Source organism: Mesorhizobium sp. LSHC420B00, assembly GCF_000503055.1.
Classification (GTDB): domain Bacteria; phylum Pseudomonadota; class Alphaproteobacteria; order Rhizobiales; family Rhizobiaceae; genus Mesorhizobium.
This window is the reverse complement of record NZ_AYVY01000010.1, coordinates 186,737-203,770: the sequence shown is the minus strand read 5'-3', so window position 1 is coordinate 203,770 and position 17,034 is coordinate 186,737. Positions and strand designations below refer to the sequence as shown.

17 protein-coding genes are annotated in these 17,034 nt (G+C 62.5%); 11 read left to right on the top strand and 6 right to left on the bottom strand.

Annotation, left to right across the window (positions count from 1 at the left end):
- The first annotated feature begins 7 nt into the window (after nt 1–7).
- The 8 genes from X760_RS56415 (at nt 8) to X760_RS56380 (ending at nt 10,105) form a co-directional block, all read left to right on the top strand.
- Entirely contained in the window at nt 8–658 is a 651-nt protein-coding gene (locus X760_RS56415; protein ID WP_023719562.1) for an RNA-binding protein, read from the top strand.
- The gene (gene infB / locus X760_RS56410) at nt 655–3,222 is read left to right on the top strand and encodes a translation initiation factor IF-2 (protein WP_023719561.1); all 2,568 of its coding nucleotides are present in this window, start codon (nt 655–657) and stop codon (nt 3,220–3,222) included. Before X760_RS56415 ends, infB begins: the two co-directional genes overlap by 4 nt.
- A 124-nt stretch (nt 3,223–3,346) precedes the next feature.
- Entirely contained in the window at nt 3,347–3,778 is a 432-nt protein-coding gene (gene rbfA, locus X760_RS56405; protein ID WP_023719560.1) for a 30S ribosome-binding factor RbfA, read from the top strand.
- Entirely contained in the window at nt 3,778–4,737 is a 960-nt protein-coding gene (truB, locus tag X760_RS56400) for a tRNA pseudouridine(55) synthase TruB (RefSeq protein ID WP_023719559.1), read from the top strand. The genes rbfA and truB overlap by 1 nt, the downstream gene beginning before the upstream one ends.
- A 146-nt stretch (nt 4,738–4,883) precedes the next feature.
- Complete coding sequence (corA, locus tag X760_RS56395) at nt 4,884–5,978, top strand: magnesium/cobalt transporter CorA (RefSeq protein WP_023719558.1); 1,095 nt, start codon at nt 4,884–4,886, stop codon at nt 5,976–5,978.
- A gap of 140 nt (nt 5,979–6,118) precedes the next feature.
- Nucleotides 6,119–6,430 (top strand): 30S ribosomal protein S15, encoded by a 312-nt coding sequence (gene rpsO / locus X760_RS56390; protein ID WP_280940423.1) that lies wholly within the window; start codon nt 6,119–6,121, stop codon nt 6,428–6,430.
- Between the two features lie 409 nt (nt 6,431–6,839).
- A complete protein-coding gene (pnp, locus tag X760_RS56385; RefSeq protein ID WP_023719557.1) occupies nt 6,840–8,987 on the top strand; it encodes a polyribonucleotide nucleotidyltransferase in 2,148 nt (715 codons plus the stop codon).
- Between the two features lie 104 nt (nt 8,988–9,091).
- Nucleotides 9,092–10,105, top strand: coding sequence for a class I SAM-dependent methyltransferase (locus X760_RS56380; protein ID WP_023719556.1), 1,014 nt, complete (start codon nt 9,092–9,094; stop codon nt 10,103–10,105).
- A 36-nt stretch (nt 10,106–10,141) separates the two neighbouring features.
- Here the strand turns inward: X760_RS56380 and fabI are convergent, their stop codons facing one another.
- The 3 genes from fabI to fabA form a co-directional block, all read right to left on the bottom strand.
- The gene (gene fabI / locus X760_RS56375; protein WP_023719555.1) at nt 10,142–10,954 is read right to left on the bottom strand and encodes an enoyl-ACP reductase FabI; all 813 of its coding nucleotides are present in this window, start codon (nt 10,952–10,954) and stop codon (nt 10,142–10,144) included.
- 13 nt (nt 10,955–10,967) lie between these two features.
- Nucleotides 10,968–12,188 (bottom strand): beta-ketoacyl-ACP synthase I, encoded by a 1,221-nt coding sequence (fabB, locus tag X760_RS56370; RefSeq protein WP_023719554.1) that lies wholly within the window; start codon nt 12,186–12,188, stop codon nt 10,968–10,970.
- A 121-nt stretch (nt 12,189–12,309) separates the two neighbouring features.
- Nucleotides 12,310–12,828: a 3-hydroxyacyl-[acyl-carrier-protein] dehydratase FabA gene (fabA, locus tag X760_RS56365; RefSeq protein ID WP_023719553.1), complete on the bottom strand. Its 519-nt coding sequence runs from the start codon at nt 12,826–12,828 to the stop codon at nt 12,310–12,312.
- Between the two features lie 240 nt (nt 12,829–13,068).
- Here fabA and irrA point away from each other — a divergent pair, with 240 nt between their 5' ends.
- Nucleotides 13,069–13,500, top strand: a complete 432-nt coding sequence (irrA, locus tag X760_RS56360; protein ID WP_023676913.1) for an iron response transcriptional regulator IrrA — start codon at nt 13,069–13,071, stop codon at nt 13,498–13,500.
- 10 nt (nt 13,501–13,510) lie between these two features.
- Complete coding sequence (locus X760_RS56355) at nt 13,511–13,870, top strand: DUF4260 domain-containing protein (protein ID WP_023719552.1); 360 nt, start codon at nt 13,511–13,513, stop codon at nt 13,868–13,870.
- Nucleotides 13,871–13,952: 82 nt separating this feature from the next.
- On the opposite strand, the gene X760_RS56350 is transcribed toward X760_RS56355, so the two are convergent.
- Nucleotides 13,953–14,510: an SH3 domain-containing protein gene (locus tag X760_RS56350; RefSeq protein ID WP_023719551.1), complete on the bottom strand. Its 558-nt coding sequence runs from the start codon at nt 14,508–14,510 to the stop codon at nt 13,953–13,955.
- Nucleotides 14,511–14,667: 157 nt separating this feature from the next.
- Between X760_RS56350 and X760_RS56345 the strand changes: the two genes are divergently transcribed.
- The gene (locus X760_RS56345; protein WP_023719550.1) at nt 14,668–15,669 is read left to right on the top strand and encodes a D-glycerate dehydrogenase; all 1,002 of its coding nucleotides are present in this window, start codon (nt 14,668–14,670) and stop codon (nt 15,667–15,669) included.
- A gap of 64 nt (nt 15,670–15,733) precedes the next feature.
- Here the strand turns inward: X760_RS56345 and X760_RS56340 are convergent, their stop codons facing one another.
- Entirely contained in the window at nt 15,734–16,222 is a 489-nt protein-coding gene (locus X760_RS56340) for a GNAT family N-acetyltransferase (RefSeq protein ID WP_023719549.1), read from the bottom strand.
- Nucleotides 16,219–16,980: a molybdopterin-synthase adenylyltransferase MoeB gene (locus X760_RS56335; RefSeq protein WP_031194176.1), complete on the bottom strand. Its 762-nt coding sequence runs from the start codon at nt 16,978–16,980 to the stop codon at nt 16,219–16,221. The genes X760_RS56340 and X760_RS56335 overlap by 4 nt, the downstream gene beginning before the upstream one ends.
- Nucleotides 16,981–17,034: the final 54 nt, after the last annotated feature.

Below are 17,034 nucleotides of genomic sequence, written 5' to 3'. Positions count from 1 at the left end.
GGACGAGATGAACGATCGCACCTGCATCGTCACCCGCAGGCAAGCCGAACCGGATGAGCTGATCCGTTTCGTCGTCGGCCCGGATTCGGCCGTCGTTCCGGACATCAAGAGAAACCTGCCCGGCCGCGGTTGCTGGGTGACCGCCGACCGCCTACATATAGACAAGGCAGCGGCGAAAAACCTGTTTGCCCGTGCTTTTAAGGCGCAGGTGACCGTGCCAGCCGATCTTGGCGGCATGGTCGACGCGCTGCTTTCCAGGTCCGCTCTGGGCATGCTTGGCCTGGCCCGCAAGGCGGGCGCCATAGCGCTCGGAGCGACCAAGGTCGAGAGCGCCGTGCGCGGCGGACTTGCACTTTTCGTGCTCCACGCGACCGAGGCTTCCGACGATGGCGTCCGCAAGATAAGCCAGGCGCGACGGGCAACCGTCCACCTCGGCGGGCCTGCGATCCGCGCTTACAAACTTTTCTCCGAGGCCGAGTTGAGCTTGGCATTGGGGGGTACAAATGTGATACATGCTGCCGTTCTCGCGGGAGACGCGGGCAGGGCGGTCCAGAAGCGCATGGTTGCGCTCGACCGATATCGGGGCGGTTCCCCGGACGATCTGGCAATGCTTGCGGCCGTTGCTGACGAAGATGATGCCGCAGAGGATATGGAATGAGCGATACGAAATCGGGCGACGACAAGACGCTGAGTGTTACGCCGAAGAAGACCTTGACGCTGAAGCGCCCCGGTATGGAACAGGGCACGGTGCGCCAGAACTTCTCGCACGGCCGCACCAAATCGGTGGTTGTCGAGACCAAGAAGCGCAAGTTCTCGCTGCCCGGCGACAAGCCGGAGCCGGCGGCAGCGCCTGTGTCCGTCTTCACGCCGAAGCCGGTCGCGGCAGCGCCTGCCGTGCAGGAAGCCCCCAAGGCGCCGCCGCCTCCGCCGCCGGTCGAACGCGGCGGCATGGTGCTGAACGAGTTGTCGCGCCAGGAAATGGAAGCACGCCGCCGGGCTCTCGAGGGCTCGAAGGTCCGTGACGTCGAGGATCGCCAACGCGCCATCGAGGAGGCCAAGCGCCGCAGCGAGGACGAGGAGCGCCGCCGCCGCGAGCGCGAGGAATCGGCTCGCCGTCAGGCCGAGGAAGAGGCACGGCTGCAAGCCGAGGCTGAATCCCGCCGCCGTGCCGAGGAAGAGGCACGCCGCCGTGCGCCGCTGGCCGCCGAACTGGCGACAGTCGATGACGAGGAAGAGGTCAAGCCGAAGCGGACCGGTGCCGGCGCACCAGTGCGCCGTCTGGTCACGCCCGAAGTGGCGCGTCCGGCCAAACCGACCAAGGGCGAGGAAGACCGCCGCCGCGGCAAGCTGACGCTGAATTCGGCGCTTTCCGACGAGGATGCGCGCGCCCGCTCGCTGTCGTCGATGCGCCGCCGTCAGGAGAAATTCAAGCGCGCGTTGCATAATGAGCCACGCGAGAAAGTCATGCGTGAAGTGATCCTGCCCGAAACCATCACCATCCAGGAGCTGGCGCAGCGCATGTCCGAGCGCGCTGTCGACGTGGTCAAGTTCTTCATGAAGCAGGGCCAGATCCTGAAGCCTGGCGACGTCATCGACGCCGACACGGCCGAACTCGTCGCGACCGAATTTGGCCACACGGTCCGCCGCGTCGCCGAGTCCGACATCGAAGAGGGCTTGTTCAACATCGCCGATCGTCCCGAGGACCTGCAGCCGCGTCCGCCGGTGGTAACCATCATGGGCCATGTCGATCACGGCAAGACCTCGTTGCTCGATGCCATCCGAAATGCCAACGTGGTGTCCGGCGAAGCCGGTGGCATTACGCAGCATATCGGCGCCTATCAGGTCGAGAAGAACGGTAACAAGATTACCTTCATCGACACGCCCGGCCACGCCGCCTTCACGGCGATGCGTGCCCGCGGTGCCCAGGCGACCGATATCGCCATCCTGGTGGTGGCGGCCGACGACAGCGTGATGCCGCAGACGATCGAATCGATCAACCACGCCAAGGCGGCCGGCGTTCCGATCATCGTGGCGATCAACAAGATCGACAAGCACGACGCCGACCCGCAGAAGGTGCGCTCGGAACTGCTGCGCCATGAGGTGTTCGTCGAATCCATGGGCGGCGAGGTGCTGGATGTCGAGGTGTCGGCGACCAAGGGCATCAATCTCGACAAGTTGCTCGAAGCGATCCTGCTGCAGGCCGAAATCCTCGACCTGAAGGCCAATCCGGACCGCACCGCCGAAGGCGTTGTCATCGAAGCCCAGCTCGACAAGGGCCGCGGCCCAGTCGCAACCGTGCTGGTGCAGACCGGCACGCTGATGCCGGGCGACATTCTCGTCGCCGGCAACGAGTGGGGCCGGGTGCGCGCGCTGGTCAACGATCGCGGCGATCAGGTCAAGGAAGCGCCGCCGGCAATGCCGGTGGAAGTCCTCGGTCTGCAAGGTACGCCGCTGGCCGGCGACCGCTTCGCCGTTGTCAACAACGAAGCCCGCGCCCGCGAGATCACCGAATATCGCCAACGTCTGGCGCGCGAGAAGGCGGTGGCCAGGCATGCCGGCCAGCGCGGCTCGCTTGAACAGATGATGTCGCAATTGCAGACCAGCGGATTGAAGGAATTCCCGCTGGTCATCAAGGGCGACGTGCAGGGCTCGATCGAGGCGATCAACGCGGCGCTCGACAATCTCGGCACCGACGAGGTGCGCGCCCGCATCGTCCATGCGGGCGCCGGCGGCATCACCGAAAGCGACGTGTCGCTGGCGGAGACCTCGGGGGCTGCGATCATCGGCTTCAACGTTCGTGCCAATGTGCAGGCGCGTGCGGCCGCGGCTGCGGCAGGCATCGAGATCCGCTACTATTCGATCATCTACAATCTCGTCGATGACGTTAAGGCGGCGCTCTCCGGCCTGCTATCACCGGAGCGTCGCGAGACCTTCATCGGCAATGCCGAGATCCTCGAGATCTTCGACATCACCAAGGTCGGCAAGATCGCCGGCTGCCGTGTCACCGAAGGCAAGGTCGAGCGTGGTGCGGGCGTGCGCCTGATCCGCGACAACGTCGTCATCCACGAAGGCACGCTGAAGACCCTGAAGCGCTTCAAGGACGAGGTTTCGGAAGTTCCGGGCGGTCAGGAATGCGGCATGGCCTTCCAGAACTACGAGGACATGCGCGTCGGTGACGTCATCGAGTGCTTCCGCGTCGAGATGGTAACCAGGACGCTCTGAGTTCGAGCGTCTTGAGTTCGAGCATCTATTGAGACCGGGCGGTGGTCGAAAGGCCGCCGCCCAAACCATATGAGACATGCGGCGCGGTTCCATCCCGCGCTTCACGATTTCAGGACCGAGGAAAATGCCCCGTTCGACCCCGTCAGGCCCATCCCAGCGCATGCTGCGCGTCGGCGAGCAGGTGCGCCATGCGCTATCCGAAACCTTGCAGCGCGGCGAGATCCTCGATCCGCTGATCGAGAACACAGTGGTCTCGGTCTCCGAAGTGCGCATGTCGCCCGATCTGAAGATCGCCACCGCCTTCGTCTCGCCGCTCGGCGCCAAGGATGCCGGTGCGGTGGTCGAAGCGCTCAACAAGCATGCCAAGTTCGTCCGCGGCCGCGTCTCCGGCGCGCTGCGGCAGATGAAGTACATGCCGGAATTCCGCTTCCGGCTCGATACCAGCTACGATAATTTCCAGAAGATCAACGAATTGCTGCACTCGCCCGAAGTGGCGCGCGATCTCAGCGCCGACGACAAAGACAAAGACAAAGACGACCGGAAGGACAGCGAATAGTGGCGCGTCGCGGCAAGAAGAAGGGCCGGCCGATCTCGGGCTGGCTGGTACTGGACAAGCCGGTCGGCATGGGCTCGACCGAAGCCGTCTCCAAGATCAAATGGCTGTTCCTGGCGGAAAAGGCCGGCCATGCCGGCACGCTCGACCCGCTGGCGTCGGGCATGCTGCCGATCGCGCTTGGCGAGGCGACCAAGACCGTGCCTTACGTCCAGGACGGCGCCAAGGTCTACCGCTTCACCGTTGCCTGGGGCGAGGAGCGTTCGACCGACGACCTCGAAGGCGCGGCGACCAAAAGCTCAGACCTCCGTCCGGCGGAATCCGAAGTGCTGGCGCTGCTTTCGAAATATACCGGCGTGATCATGCAGACACCGCCGCAATTCTCAGCGATCAAGATCGCCGGCGAGCGCGCCTACGACCTTGCCCGCGACGGCGAGACGGTCGACATTCCGGCACGCGAGGTCGAGATCGGCCGGCTCGACCTGGTCGAGCACATGGCCGATCGCACCATCTTCGAGGTCGAATGCGGCAAGGGCACCTATGTCCGCTCGCTGGCGCGCGACATGGGGCGCGACCTTGGCTGTTTTGGTCACATCGCCGAGCTGCGGCGGGTCGAGGTCGAGCCGTTCACGCAGGGAGATTTCGTCACCTTGGCCGAGCTGGAGGCCGCCCGCTTCGGCGAACAGAGCGAGGACGCTTCGCAAGCAGCGGACGCGCCGATCGACTTCGGTGCCATCGATGCACTTCTGGTCGACACCGCCGCGGCGCTCGAATGCTTGCCGCAGGTTGCGATCAGCGACGATGCGGCAACCAAAATCCGCCTCGGCAATCCGGTCATCATTCGCGGCCGTGACGCGCCGGTAGAAGCTGAGGAGGCCTGCGCCACCGCGCGCGGCAAGCTGGTCGCCATCGGCGCCATCGAGCAAGGCATGTTCAAGCCAAAGCGGGTCTTTGTCGGGTAACAGCTGTCGCCCGGCGCATGATCTCCAAACCGGATTCTATTTTGGGAAAGGATCATGCGCTAAATCAACAGGGCTACGGCGTCGTTTGTCGTCCGAAAGGATGCGCTGTGCTGTAGTGCCGTTCGACGCTGCACTCGAGGGGGCACATGGCAAAGGCTGACACGGTCAACAAGCGAGCGGCGCTCAAAACACGGCGGCCACCGGTCGGGGCTTCGCCGGGCACGCTGATCGCCGACCCCGCGGCGCGCCGCTCCGAGCTCAGGCTGACATTGATCTCGCCTGAGAAGTTCAAGACGATCGACAATGCCAGCATCGACGACGTCAACACCCATTGCCACAATTGGCCGATCATCTGGCTCGACTGCACAGGCCTCGCCAACATCCAGCTGATCGAGGAGATCGGCGGGATCTTCAACCTGCATCCGCTGGCGCTGGAAGATGTCGTCAACACCGGTCAGCGGCCCAAGGTGGATTTCTTCGAGGACCATGCCTTTGTCGTCGTCAGGATGATCGACGATGTCACCGCCCATCGTTACGAACAGATCGCCGTCTTCTTCGGCAAGAACTTCGTCGTCACCTTCCAGGAGCGCGAAGGCGACCCGTTCGATCCCGTGCGCAAGCGGATCGCGAGCTCGGTGCCCAACCGCTTGCGCTCGCGCGGCGCCGACTATCTCGCCTATGCTTTGATCGACGCCATCGTCGACAGCTATTTCCCGCCGATCGAGGCTGCCGGCGAATTGGTCGACAGCATCGAGGACCAGATGCTGAACCAGGCGCACAAGCACCAGATGCGGCAGCTTCACGAATTGCGGCGCGACGCCAATGTGCTGAAGGGCGTGCTTTGGCCGATGCGCGACGCGCTGGCGACCATGATCCGCAACGACGTCTCTTATGTGAAGGCCGAAACCAAATTATTCCTGAACGACACGCTGGATCATTCGCTGCGATTGATCGAACTGGTCGAAACCCAGCGCGATATGCTGACCGGCCTGATCGAGATGCACCTGTCGCTCAGCCAGGCGCGCACCAACGACGTCATCAGCTATTTGACCATCGTCTCGGTGATCTTCATGCCGCTCACCTTTCTCGTCGGCGTATGGGGTATGAATTTCGACCCCGACACCTCGCCCTGGAACATGCCGGAGCTGAAAGCCTATTACGGCTATCCCCTGTCGCTCGTCTTCATGGCGATTGTTGCGGTCGGGCTCTACGCATACTTCAAATGGAAGAAATGGCTCTGACCATGCGGAAGTGCCCGTTTATGCAGCAAAAAGCCGGCTTGTGAATTGGGCTGGCCTTTTTGTCGGAATTGCACTATATGCGCCGCAGCTTCGCGCTTTGACGCGTTGCTTGCACCGGCCCCTGCTGGACGACATCCCGGCTGAGGGCGTCCCGTTTCCTCAAACAGACAAGGAAAAACACGATGTCGATTACTGCCGAACGCAAGAAGGAATTGATGGGCGAATTCGCAACCGCCAAGGGCGATACCGGGTCTCCGGAAGTCCAGGTGGCCATCCTTTCCGAGCGCATCAAGAACCTGACCGATCATTTCAAGGACCACAAGAAGGATAACCATTCCCGCCGTGGCCTGCTCGCTCTCGTTTCCCAGCGCCGCAGCCTGCTTGATTATCTCAAGCGCAAGGACGACGCGCGCTATCAGACGCTGATCGAGAAGCTCGGTCTGCGCCGTTGACGAATTGACCGGCGGGTTCTTTCGAGAGCCCGCCGGTCGCGCATTGGAGCATCGGATCATCCAAGGCTCCAATGAAGAAAGCAGAGCGCCGCGCACCGGTTTGGATGCGCAAAGGACGCTCTGAAGTTTTAGATTTGCGCAGGATACTTTCCGAAAACCTGGTTTTCGGGTTCACGCGCAAGGCCAGTCGGATCGATTGGCCAACCCGGTTTCGAAACAGCAGAGGGCCACTCGAAACCGCCCATGGACGGTCATGGGGCAGGATTGCAGGACGCTCGTGCGGCAAATGCGCCGAATAGCCGAGCTTCCCGTTGTCTTGCCCGTGGCTGCCCGAGAAAGGAAGCCAAGGGAAAGGGGCATCCGCGCACGCTGAAACGGCGCGGCCCTTTCCGCATACGAAGGACAAGATATGTTCAATTACCACAAAGTGGAAATCGAATGGGGCGGCCGTCCGCTCATTCTCGAAACCGGCAAGATCGCACGTCAGGCTGACGGCGCGGTGCTGGCCACCTATGGCGAAACCAAGGTTCTCGCCACCGTCGTCTCGATGAAAGAGCCGAAGCCCGGCCTCGATTTCTTTCCCCTGACGGTCAACTACCAGGAAAAGACTTACGCCGCCGGCAAGATCCCGGGTGGCTATTTCAAGCGTGAAGGCCGTCCGAGCGAGAAGGAAACGCTGGTTTCCCGCCTGATTGACCGCCCGATCCGCCCGCTCTTCGCCGAAGGCTACAAGAACGACACCCAGATCGTTGTCACCGTCGTCCAGCACGATCTCGAAAATGATCCGGACATCCTGTCGATCGTCGCCACCTCCGCCGCACTGACCTTGTCCGGCGTGCCGTTCATGGGCCCGGTTGGTGGCGCCCGCGTTGGCTACATTAACGGCGAATACGTGCTCAACCCGCATGTCGACGAGATGCAGGAATCGAAGCTCGACCTGGTCGTCGCCGGCACCGCCGACGCCGTGCTGATGGTCGAGTCCGAAGCCAAGGAACTCGGCGAGGATCTGATGCTCGGCGCCGTCATGTTCGGCCACAGGGGCTTCCAGCCGGTGATCGACGCGATCATCAAGCTGGCCGAAGTCGCCGCCAAGGACCCGCGCGATTTCACCGCGCCGGACTATTCCGCGCTTGAAGCCGAGATGCTCAAGATCGTCGAAGGCGAGCTTCGCGATGCCTACAAGATCACCGACAAGCAGAAGCGCTATGCCGCCGTCGACGCCGTCAAGGCGAAGGTCAAGGCCGCGTTTGCGCCGGCAGAAGGCGAAGAGGCCAAATACACGTCCGAACAGATCGGCACCGTGTTCAAGGAACTCCAGGCCAAGGTCGTGCGCTGGAACATCCTCGACACCGGCTCGCGCATCGACGGCCGCGACCTGAAGACGGTCCGCAAGATCGTCTCGGAAGTCGGCGTCCTGCCGCGCACACACGGCTCGGCGCTGTTCACTCGCGGCGAGACCCAGGCGCTGGTCGTCGCCACGCTCGGCACCGGCGAGGACGAGCAGTATGTCGATTCGCTGACCGGCATGTACAAGGAGAAGTTCCTCCTGCACTACAATTTCCCTCCCTATTCGGTCGGTGAAACGGGCCGTATGGGTTCGCCCGGCCGCCGCGAAATCGGCCACGGCAAGCTCGCCTGGCGCGCCATCCGGCCGATGCTGCCGACCGCCGACCAGTTCCCCTATACGTTGCGCGTCGTTTCGGAGATCACCGAGTCCAACGGCTCGTCCTCGATGGCTACCGTCTGCGGCACCTCGCTGGCGCTGATGGATGCCGGTGTGCCGCTGGCCAAGCCGGTCGCCGGCATTGCGATGGGCCTGATCAAGGAAGGCGAGCGCTTCGCCGTGCTCTCCGATATCCTCGGCGACGAGGACCACCTCGGCGACATGGATTTCAAGGTTGCCGGCACCGCCTACGGCATCACCTCGCTGCAGATGGACATCAAGATCGAGGGCATCACCGAGGAGATCATGAAGATCGCCCTCGACCAGGCCAAGGATGGCCGTCAGCACATTCTCGGCGAAATGGCCCATGCGCTGTCCGGCGCGCGTGCCGAGCTCGGCGAGTTCGCGCCGCGCATCGAGGTCATGCACATCCCGACCGACAAGATCCGCGACGTGATCGGCTCGGGCGGCAAGGTCATCCGCGAGATCGTCGAAAAGACCGGCGCCAAGATCAACATCGAGGATGACGGCACGGTCAAGATCGCTTCGGCCAACGCCAAGGAAATCGAGGCGGCGAAGAAGTGGATCCACACCATCGTCGCCGAGCCGGAAGTCGGTGAAATCTACGAAGGCACGGTCGTCAAGACCGCCGACTTCGGCGCTTTCGTCAACTTCTTCGGTCCGCGTGACGGCCTCGTCCACATCTCGCAGCTCGCCAATGATCGCGTCGCCAAGACCTCCGATGTGGTCAAGGAAGGCGACAAGGTCTGGGTCAAGCTGATGGGCTTCGACGAGCGCGGCAAGGTCCGCCTGTCGATGAAGGTCGTCGACCAGGCCACCGGCAAGGAAATCGCCCGCGATAAGAAGAGCGAAGGCGAAGAAAACGCCGCCTAAGCGGGGTTGCGTTCCGTCGAACGCATAAAGCAATCGAAGCGGGCGCGCCGGAAGGTCGCGCCCGTTTGCATTTCAACAACAGCCTTGCAGTTCAAGAGTGGTGAATGTCCGCCGAGCCGCTGAAGACGCTTTTCCATCCTTTCGAGGCCGGGACCGTTTCCCTGCCGCGAAAGGATGAACGTATTCTTTTTCTCGGTGCCGAGCCCGGCTTTCGCTTGCTCGAAGGCTTCGATGCCAAGCTTCATCTGGTCCAAGGCTTCAGGCCGCATTTTCGCGCCTTGCAGGCGTCCGGCTTCACCGTCACGCCGCAAGTGGAAGGCAAGGCTTTCGACGCGGCGCTAGTGCTCGCTGGCCGCCATCGCGGACAAAACGAGTTGCGCGTCGCAGAAGCGATCGAGCACGTGGCATCAGGCGGGTTGATCGTCGTCGCCGGCGGTAAGGACGATGGTATCGCCAGCCTGCGCAAGCATGTCGGCGCCCTTGTGCCGCCCGAAGGCCACCTGCCGAAGCATCACGGCATTGCCTTCTGGTTTCGCCGGCCGGCCGATACCGTCGCCGCGGCAACGCTTCGCGCCGCCAATCCGGACTTGGTGGTCGAGGACCGCTTCCGCACGGCCCCAGGCATGTTTTCGTTCGACAAGATCGATGCCGGATCGAAGCTGCTGGTCGAAACTCTGCCCAACGATCTGCGTGGCAGCGTTGCGGATTTCTGTGCCGGTTGGGGCTATGTCGCCGCCGAAGTCGCCGCCCGCTCACCCGGCATATCGGCGCTTGACCTTTACGAAGCGGATTTCGAGGCGCTGGAGGCGGCGAAGGTCAATGTCGGCAACACAGGCCTGGAGCCACGTTTCTTCTGGATAGATCTTTTGAGCGAGCCGGTCGAGCACCGCTACGATGTGATCGCCATGAACCCGCCCTTTCACCGCAGCCGGGCGACTGAGCCCGAAATCGGTGCCGGCATGATCCGCGCGGCAGGCAAGGCGCTGAAGCCGGGCGGCCGGCTGTTCATGGTGGCGAACCGTCAGCTTCCCTACGAACCGGTGCTGGCGGCCGCCTTCTCCAGCCATGCGGAGCTCGCCCGCGACGGCATGTTCAAGGTCTTCTCGGCGCGACGCTGAAACGCTGCGGGGCAAGCCGGCGACACGTCGCTCGCGCTATTCCCGCCCGCCGTCGGTTTGCTTCAACTCGTCAAGCGTCGGCATGGACACGATGTGATAGCCGGAATCGACATAGTGGATTTCGCCGGTGACGCCGGAGGACAGATCGGACAGCAGATAGAGCGCTGAGCCGCCGACTTCGTCGATTGTCACCGTGCGGCGTAGCGGCGAGTTGCGCTGCTGGTAGGAGAACATGTGGCGTGCGTCGGAAATCCCGGCGCCGGCAAGCGTCCGCACCGGTCCAGCCGATATGCCGTTCACCCTGATGCCGCGCGGGCCGTAGTCGTTGGCTAGATAGCGGACGCTGGCCTCCAGCCCGGCCTTGGCGACGCCCATGACGTTGTAGTTCGGCATGACGCGGACCGAACCGGCATAGGTCAGCGTGATCATCGAACCGCTATCCTTCATCAACGTGGCGGCGTGACGGGCGACCTCGGTGAAGGAGTAGCAGGAGATCACCATGGTGCGGATGAAGTTGTCGCGGCTGGTGTCGGCGTAGAGGCCTTTCAGCTCGTTCTTGTCGGAAAAGCCGATGGCATGGACGACGAAATCCAGCCCGCCCCACGCCTTGCCCAAAGTCTCGAAAGTCGCGGCGACCGATGCGCTGTCCTCGACGTCGCAAGGTACCACCAGCGATGCGCCCAGTTTCTCGGCGAGCGGCTTGACGCGGCGCCCGAAGGCCTCACCCTGATAGGTGAAGGCGAGATCCGCGCCATGTTCGGACAGTTTGCGGGCGATGCCCCAGGCGATCGAATGATCGTTGGCGACGCCCATGACAAGCCCGCGCTTGCCCTTCATCAATCCGTCCATGGTCGGCAAATCCTTATGCGGAATAGCGCTGGAAAATCAGCGTAGCGTTGGTGCCACCGAAACCGAACGAATTGGACAAAACGGTGTCGATCCTGGCTTCGTCGATGCGCTTGCGCACGATCGGCATGCCTTCGAATTCCGGATCGAGGTTGTCAATGTGGGCGCTCTCGCCGATAAAGCCGCCTTGCATCATCAGGATCGAGTAGATCGATTCCTGCACGCCGGCCGCACCCAGCGAATGACCGGTCAGCGATTTGGTCGACGTGATGAAAGGCATCTTCTCGCCGAACACCTCGCGGATGGCGCCCATTTCCTTGGAGTCGCCGACCGGCGTCGAAGTGCCGTGCGTATTAATATAGTCGACCGGCGAGGACACCGTTGCGAGCGCCTGCTTCATGCAGCGAGCCGCGCCTTCGCCCGACGGCGCCACCATGTCGTAGCCGTCGGAGGTGGCGCCATAGCCGACGATCTCGGCATAGATCTTGGCGCCGCGTGCCTTGGCATGCTCGAGCTCTTCAAGAATCAGCACGCCGGCGCCGCCGGCAATGACGAAACCGTCGCGATCGACGTCGTAGGCGCGCGAGGCGACTGATGCCCTGTCGTTGAACTTGGACGACATGGCGCCCATGGCATCGAACAGATCCGACATCGTCCAGTCGAGATCCTCATGACCGCCGGCGAAGACGATGTCCTGCTTCCCCCACTGGATCAGCTCGTAGCCATTGCCGATGCAATGCGCTGACGTCGAGCAGGCCGATGAGATCGAATAGTTGACGCCGTGGATCTTGAACCAAGTGGCAAGCGTCGCTGAAGCGGTCGACGACATCGCTTTTGGCACCGCGAACGGGCCGATCCGCTTGGGGCTGCCGTTTTTGATCGTCGTCTCGGCCGCTTCGACGATTGCACGGGTCGACGGTCCGCCGGAGCCCATTACGATGCCGGTGCGCTCGTTGGTGATGTCGGTCTCGTCGAGGCCGGCGTCTGCGATCGCCTGGTCCATCGCGACATGGTTCCAAGCAGCACCTTGCGACAGGAAGCGCATGGCGCGACGGTCGATCATTCCCGACGGATCCAGCGTCGGCGCTCCCCACACCCGGCAACGGAAGCCATGCTCGGCGAAAGAGTCGGAAAAGCTGATGCCGGACCTGGCATCATGCAAGGAGGCCTGCACCTCGTTGGCATTGTTGCCGATCGACGACACGATGCCGAGACCTGTGACTACGACCCGTCTCATTCGCAACTCCTTCCAGCACGGACCTCCGAAACCTGATTAAGTTTCCGGAACGGAACCATGCGCAAATTAAAGTGCTACAGCGTCCTTTAGATGTCCAAGACGTGGCACTGTTGGTCTTCGCTCAGCCGGCGGCCGATTGCTTGGACAGACCGACCTTCAGATCCGTTGCCGCATATATGGGCTCGCCATCTGCCTTCAGCCAGCCATCGGCGATGCCAAGCACAAGCCGACCGCGCATCACTCGCTTGAAGTCGACGCCATACTCCACCTTCTTGACCGAAGGCGTGACCATGCCTTTGAATCTCACCTCACCTGTCGACAGCGCCATTCCCTTGCCTGGTTCGCCGAGCCATCCAAGGTAGAAACCCGTCAACTGCCACATGGCGTCCAGGCCCAGGCATCCCGGCATGATCGGATTGCCGATGAAATGGCAGGCGAAAAACCACAAATCCGGCTGGATATCGAATTCTGCGCGGATGAAACCCTTGTCGAACGCACCGCCGGTTTCGCTGATCTCGGTGATGCGGTCGAACATCAGCATCGGCGGATAGGGCAGTTGCGCATTTCCCGGTCCGAACAGCTCGCCGCGGGCGCAGGCAAGCAATTCCTCGTAACCGTAGCTGGATTTCGAACCCGCCATCAATCTCGTCCCCGTGATCGTCCCGGGCGATAGGCGCCCATGCTGGTGGTTTCCTAACACAATCTGTTTCAGGCCGGAAACCGGCGTTTGCGCTTAACCTGCCCGTCTGCCCGGGTCAATGCGCGCTATTGATCGCATTCGGCCGACAGAATATATGTCAGGACACGTCCAATTTCGGCAGATGCTCTATTTCTGCCATTTTGGACGTGTCTGAGACGGAACTGTGGGCGCGACGGATAGATGGATCTGGGTTGCCGGAAGGATAATGTCGCTGTGGACAAGCGGGTTCGCGAAGCCGGTCTGAGGCCGACACGCCAGCGTATCGCGCTGGCCGATCTGCTTTTCGCCAAGGGCGACCGCCACCTTTCGGCCGAGGAACTGCACGAGGAAGCGCTTGCCGCCGGCGTGCCGGTGTCTCTGGCCACCGTCTACAATGCTCTGCACCAGTTCACCCAGGCTGGCCTTTTGCGCATCCTTGCCGTCGAGGGATCGAAGACCTATTTCGACACCAACACCTCCGATCACCATCATTTCTATATCGAGGGCGAAAACAGGATCTTCGATATCGACAGCGGCCCGGTGACGGTTTCCAACCTGCCGGAACCGCCGGAAGGCATGGAGATCGCCAATGTCGATATCGTGGTGAGACTGCGTCCGAAACGCTGCGACTGACCGGCGCCTTATGAATTTCCTGGATTTGACGCTCCGGCTCGAATGGGTCGCCGTCGCGGTGGCGGCTCTTGTCTTCTATGCAATGGCCGGTGCTTCCTGGTGGCTATTTGCAGTGCTCGTCCTGGCGCCCGACCTGTCGATCCTGGGTTACATGGCCGGGCCGCGCGTCGGGGCCGTCGCCTACAACACCTTGCACATACTGGTCTTGCCCGTTCTGCTGGCGCTTTTCGGCAGCGTCTTTGACAATGCATTGGCGACATCCGTTGCGCTGATCTGGATCGCCCACATCGCCATCGACCGCGCCCTGGGCTATGGCTTGAAGCTGTCGAGCAGTTTCCAGGATACCCATCTCGGCCGCATCGGCGGCTAGATCATCCCCGAATTGAAGAACAGCGAAACAAAATGCCGGATCCGGTGCTTGCAGCGCTGGCCTGACCTCCGGTTCGGAAGCGTCAGTTCTTGACCTTTTCGCCGGGATAGGCGCCCCAGACGAGCGACTGGGCGAGCCAGCCGGTATGGCCGTCGAAGGTCATTTCGCACCATTGGCCATCGCAGGACTTGATCGTGCCCATCACCCCCGGTTCGAGGATCGCGATGACGCTTGCATCTTTTGCCGGGTCGTCGAGGAGGTTGATGCGGGCGTCCTTGCCGCGCTGCCAGGGGGCGACGATCGCCGTGCGGCGGCCCGAAAGCAGCGACTGATTGATCCAGCCTTCCGAGCCGTCGGCATCGCGCACGCGGCGCCATGTATCGAACTCCTGGATGATCTCCATCGGCAGGCCTGGTTTCATGTACATCCAATCGACGGAATAGTTGACGCCCGGCCCGACGCGCGAGTTGACGCGGCCGGATTTCAGGCTGACGAAGCGCGGCAGCGGCAAGCCGCTTGGTCCGAGCGTGACGCTCTGGGCGGGGGCCGCGGCACTTTGCGCCATCACCAGTGGGCTATGGATGAGAGCGCCGAGGAATGCTGCACTGAGGGTCAGGCGGAGCGACGCGAAACCAGACACTTTCGTTCCTTTCGGCGCCGGCCCATCGGCCTTCGCGCCCCTTTTTCTTTGTCTTCGGCGGAACCACTTGTTACATGGATGACCGGTACCGCGATCGGCTCTCAGTTTCGCCGTTCTTGGTTAAAGAGGTCTCAACGAGATCGGGTTCGAGGAAACAATGGCAGGCAAAAAGAAGCCCCTCGTCGTCATCACGCGCAAGTTGCCCGACCCGGTCGAGACCCGCATGCGCGAGTTGTTCGACGCCCGGTTGAATGTCGAGGACAGGCCGATGACGCAGCCGGAACTGGTGGCGGCGGTCAAGGAGGCTGACGTGCTGGTGCCGACCGTGACCGATAATATCGACGCGGCGCTGATTGCCCAAGCCGGCGACAAGCTCAAGCTGATCGCCAATTTCGGCAATGGCGTCGACAAGATCGACGTTGCGGCAGCGGCCAAGAAAGGCATCACCGTCACCAATACGCCGAACGTGCTGACCGAAGATACGGCCGACATGACCATGGCGCTGATGCTGGCCGTGCCGCGACGGCTGGCCGAAGGCGCCAACGTGCTGACCGGGGACAAGAAATGGGCGGGCTGGTCGCCGACCTGGATGCTCGGCCGTCGCATCTGGGGCAAACGGCTCGGCATTGTCGGCATGGGTCGCATCGGCACCGCCGTCGCCAGGCGCGCCAAGGCCTTTGGCCTCTCGATCCACTACCACAACCGCCACCGCGTGCTGCCGGCAATCGAGGACGAGTTGGAAGCCACATATTGGGAAAGCCTCGACCAGATGCTTGCCCGTATGGACATTATCTCGGTCAATTGCCCATCGACACCGGCAACCTTCCACCTGCTTTCGGCGCGGCGGCTGGCGCTTCTGCAACCGTCCGCTTACATAGTCAACACCGCGCGCGGCGATATCATCGATGAGGAATCGCTGGTCAAGCTCATCCATGACGGCAAGATCGCCGGCGCCGGCCTCGACGTCTACGAGCACGAGCCGGCGCTGAACAGCAAGCTTCTGAAGCTCGCCCACAAAGGCAAGGTCGTGCTGTTGCCGCATATGGGCTCGGCGACGCTCGAAGGCCGCATCGACATGGGTGAGAAGGTGATCATCAACATCCGCGCCTTCTTCGATGGCCATCGTCCGCCCGACCGCGTGCTGCCGCTGCGGGCGTGACCTGCCATCATGCCGGCATGGCCTTGCCGCGGCAACCACGCGTTCGTCTTTGGATAGTGTTGGCTTACGAAAGCGCCTTGCGCATGGTGATTGAGGTCGGCCGGTCGTAGCCCTTGTGCGCTGTCCGTTCGGTTTCGCGAAAGCCGAGGCGGGCGAAGGCAGCGTGGTTTCCGGTCAGTTCGACCCGGGTCTGGAGCTCGATGGCGGCCCGGTTGTGGCTACGGGCAAGATCTTCGACAGCCTGCATCAGCCGCTTTCCGATGCCTTGTCCCTGAAGAGCCGGCACAACCGCGAGCTTTCCGACATAGAGGTCGTCTGCCCGCTCCAGGATGAAGACGCAACCGACGATCTCGCTTTCCTTCAGCGCCAGGAATCCTGTCTCCTCCAGCGCTTTAGCCCTAAGATTTTCGACAGTGAGCCGATGCGCCGAGGACGGCGGATCAATAACGTCTTCCATGAAGGCGAAGGCGCGCATGACCAGTGCCAAGACCTCGTCCCAACGATCGAAGTCGGCCGCAAACTGCACAATGGAAACGTCGGCAGGCAGGCTCACCGGCTAGTTCGCTTGTAGCGGATCGTGTCGAAGCGTGCCGCCAGTGCATCGTAGAGCAGCAGTCGCCCGACCAGCGGCTCGCCAATCCCGGTGATCAGCTTGATTGCCTCCATGGCTTGCAGCGTGCCGATGACCCCGCTCAGCGCGCCGACAATGCCGGCCACCGCGCAGGACGGCACCAGTCCCGGCGGCGGCGCTTCGGGAAAAAGATCGCGGTAGCTTGGGTTCAACGTGCCGTCCGGACCGGTTTCGAACGGCTTCAGCACCGTGACCGAGCCGTCGAAGCGGCCAACGGCGGCATGGACGAGCGGCCGGCTTTCGGCGGCGCAGGCGTCGGCCACGGCGTAGCGCGTCTCGAAATTGTCGGAGCCGTCAACGACGATGTCATAATCGGCGATGAGGGCAGGGGCGTTGTCCGCGGTCAGCCTGAAATTGTGCTCTTCCACGACGACGTTTGGATTGATGCGGATGATCGCCGCCTTGGCGCTGTCGGTTTTCGCCATGCCGACATCGCCCGTGGCGTGGATCACTTGTCGTTGCAGGTTGGAAAGCGAAACGATGTCGTCGTCGACGATACCGAGTGTGCCAATCCCTGCGGCGGCGAGATATTCGAGCACCGGCGCTCCCAACCCGCCGGCGCCGATGACCAGCACCCGCGCTCGCTTTAGCCGCTGCTGGCCGGCGCCGCCGATTTCGGGCAGCACGATGTGGCGGGCGTAGCGTTCGAGCTCTTCGTCGGTGAGGGCGGCTGTGATCATCGCCGGACCATATAACGGAGGAAAAAACTTGTCAGGCGTCAATGCATGCGGCTC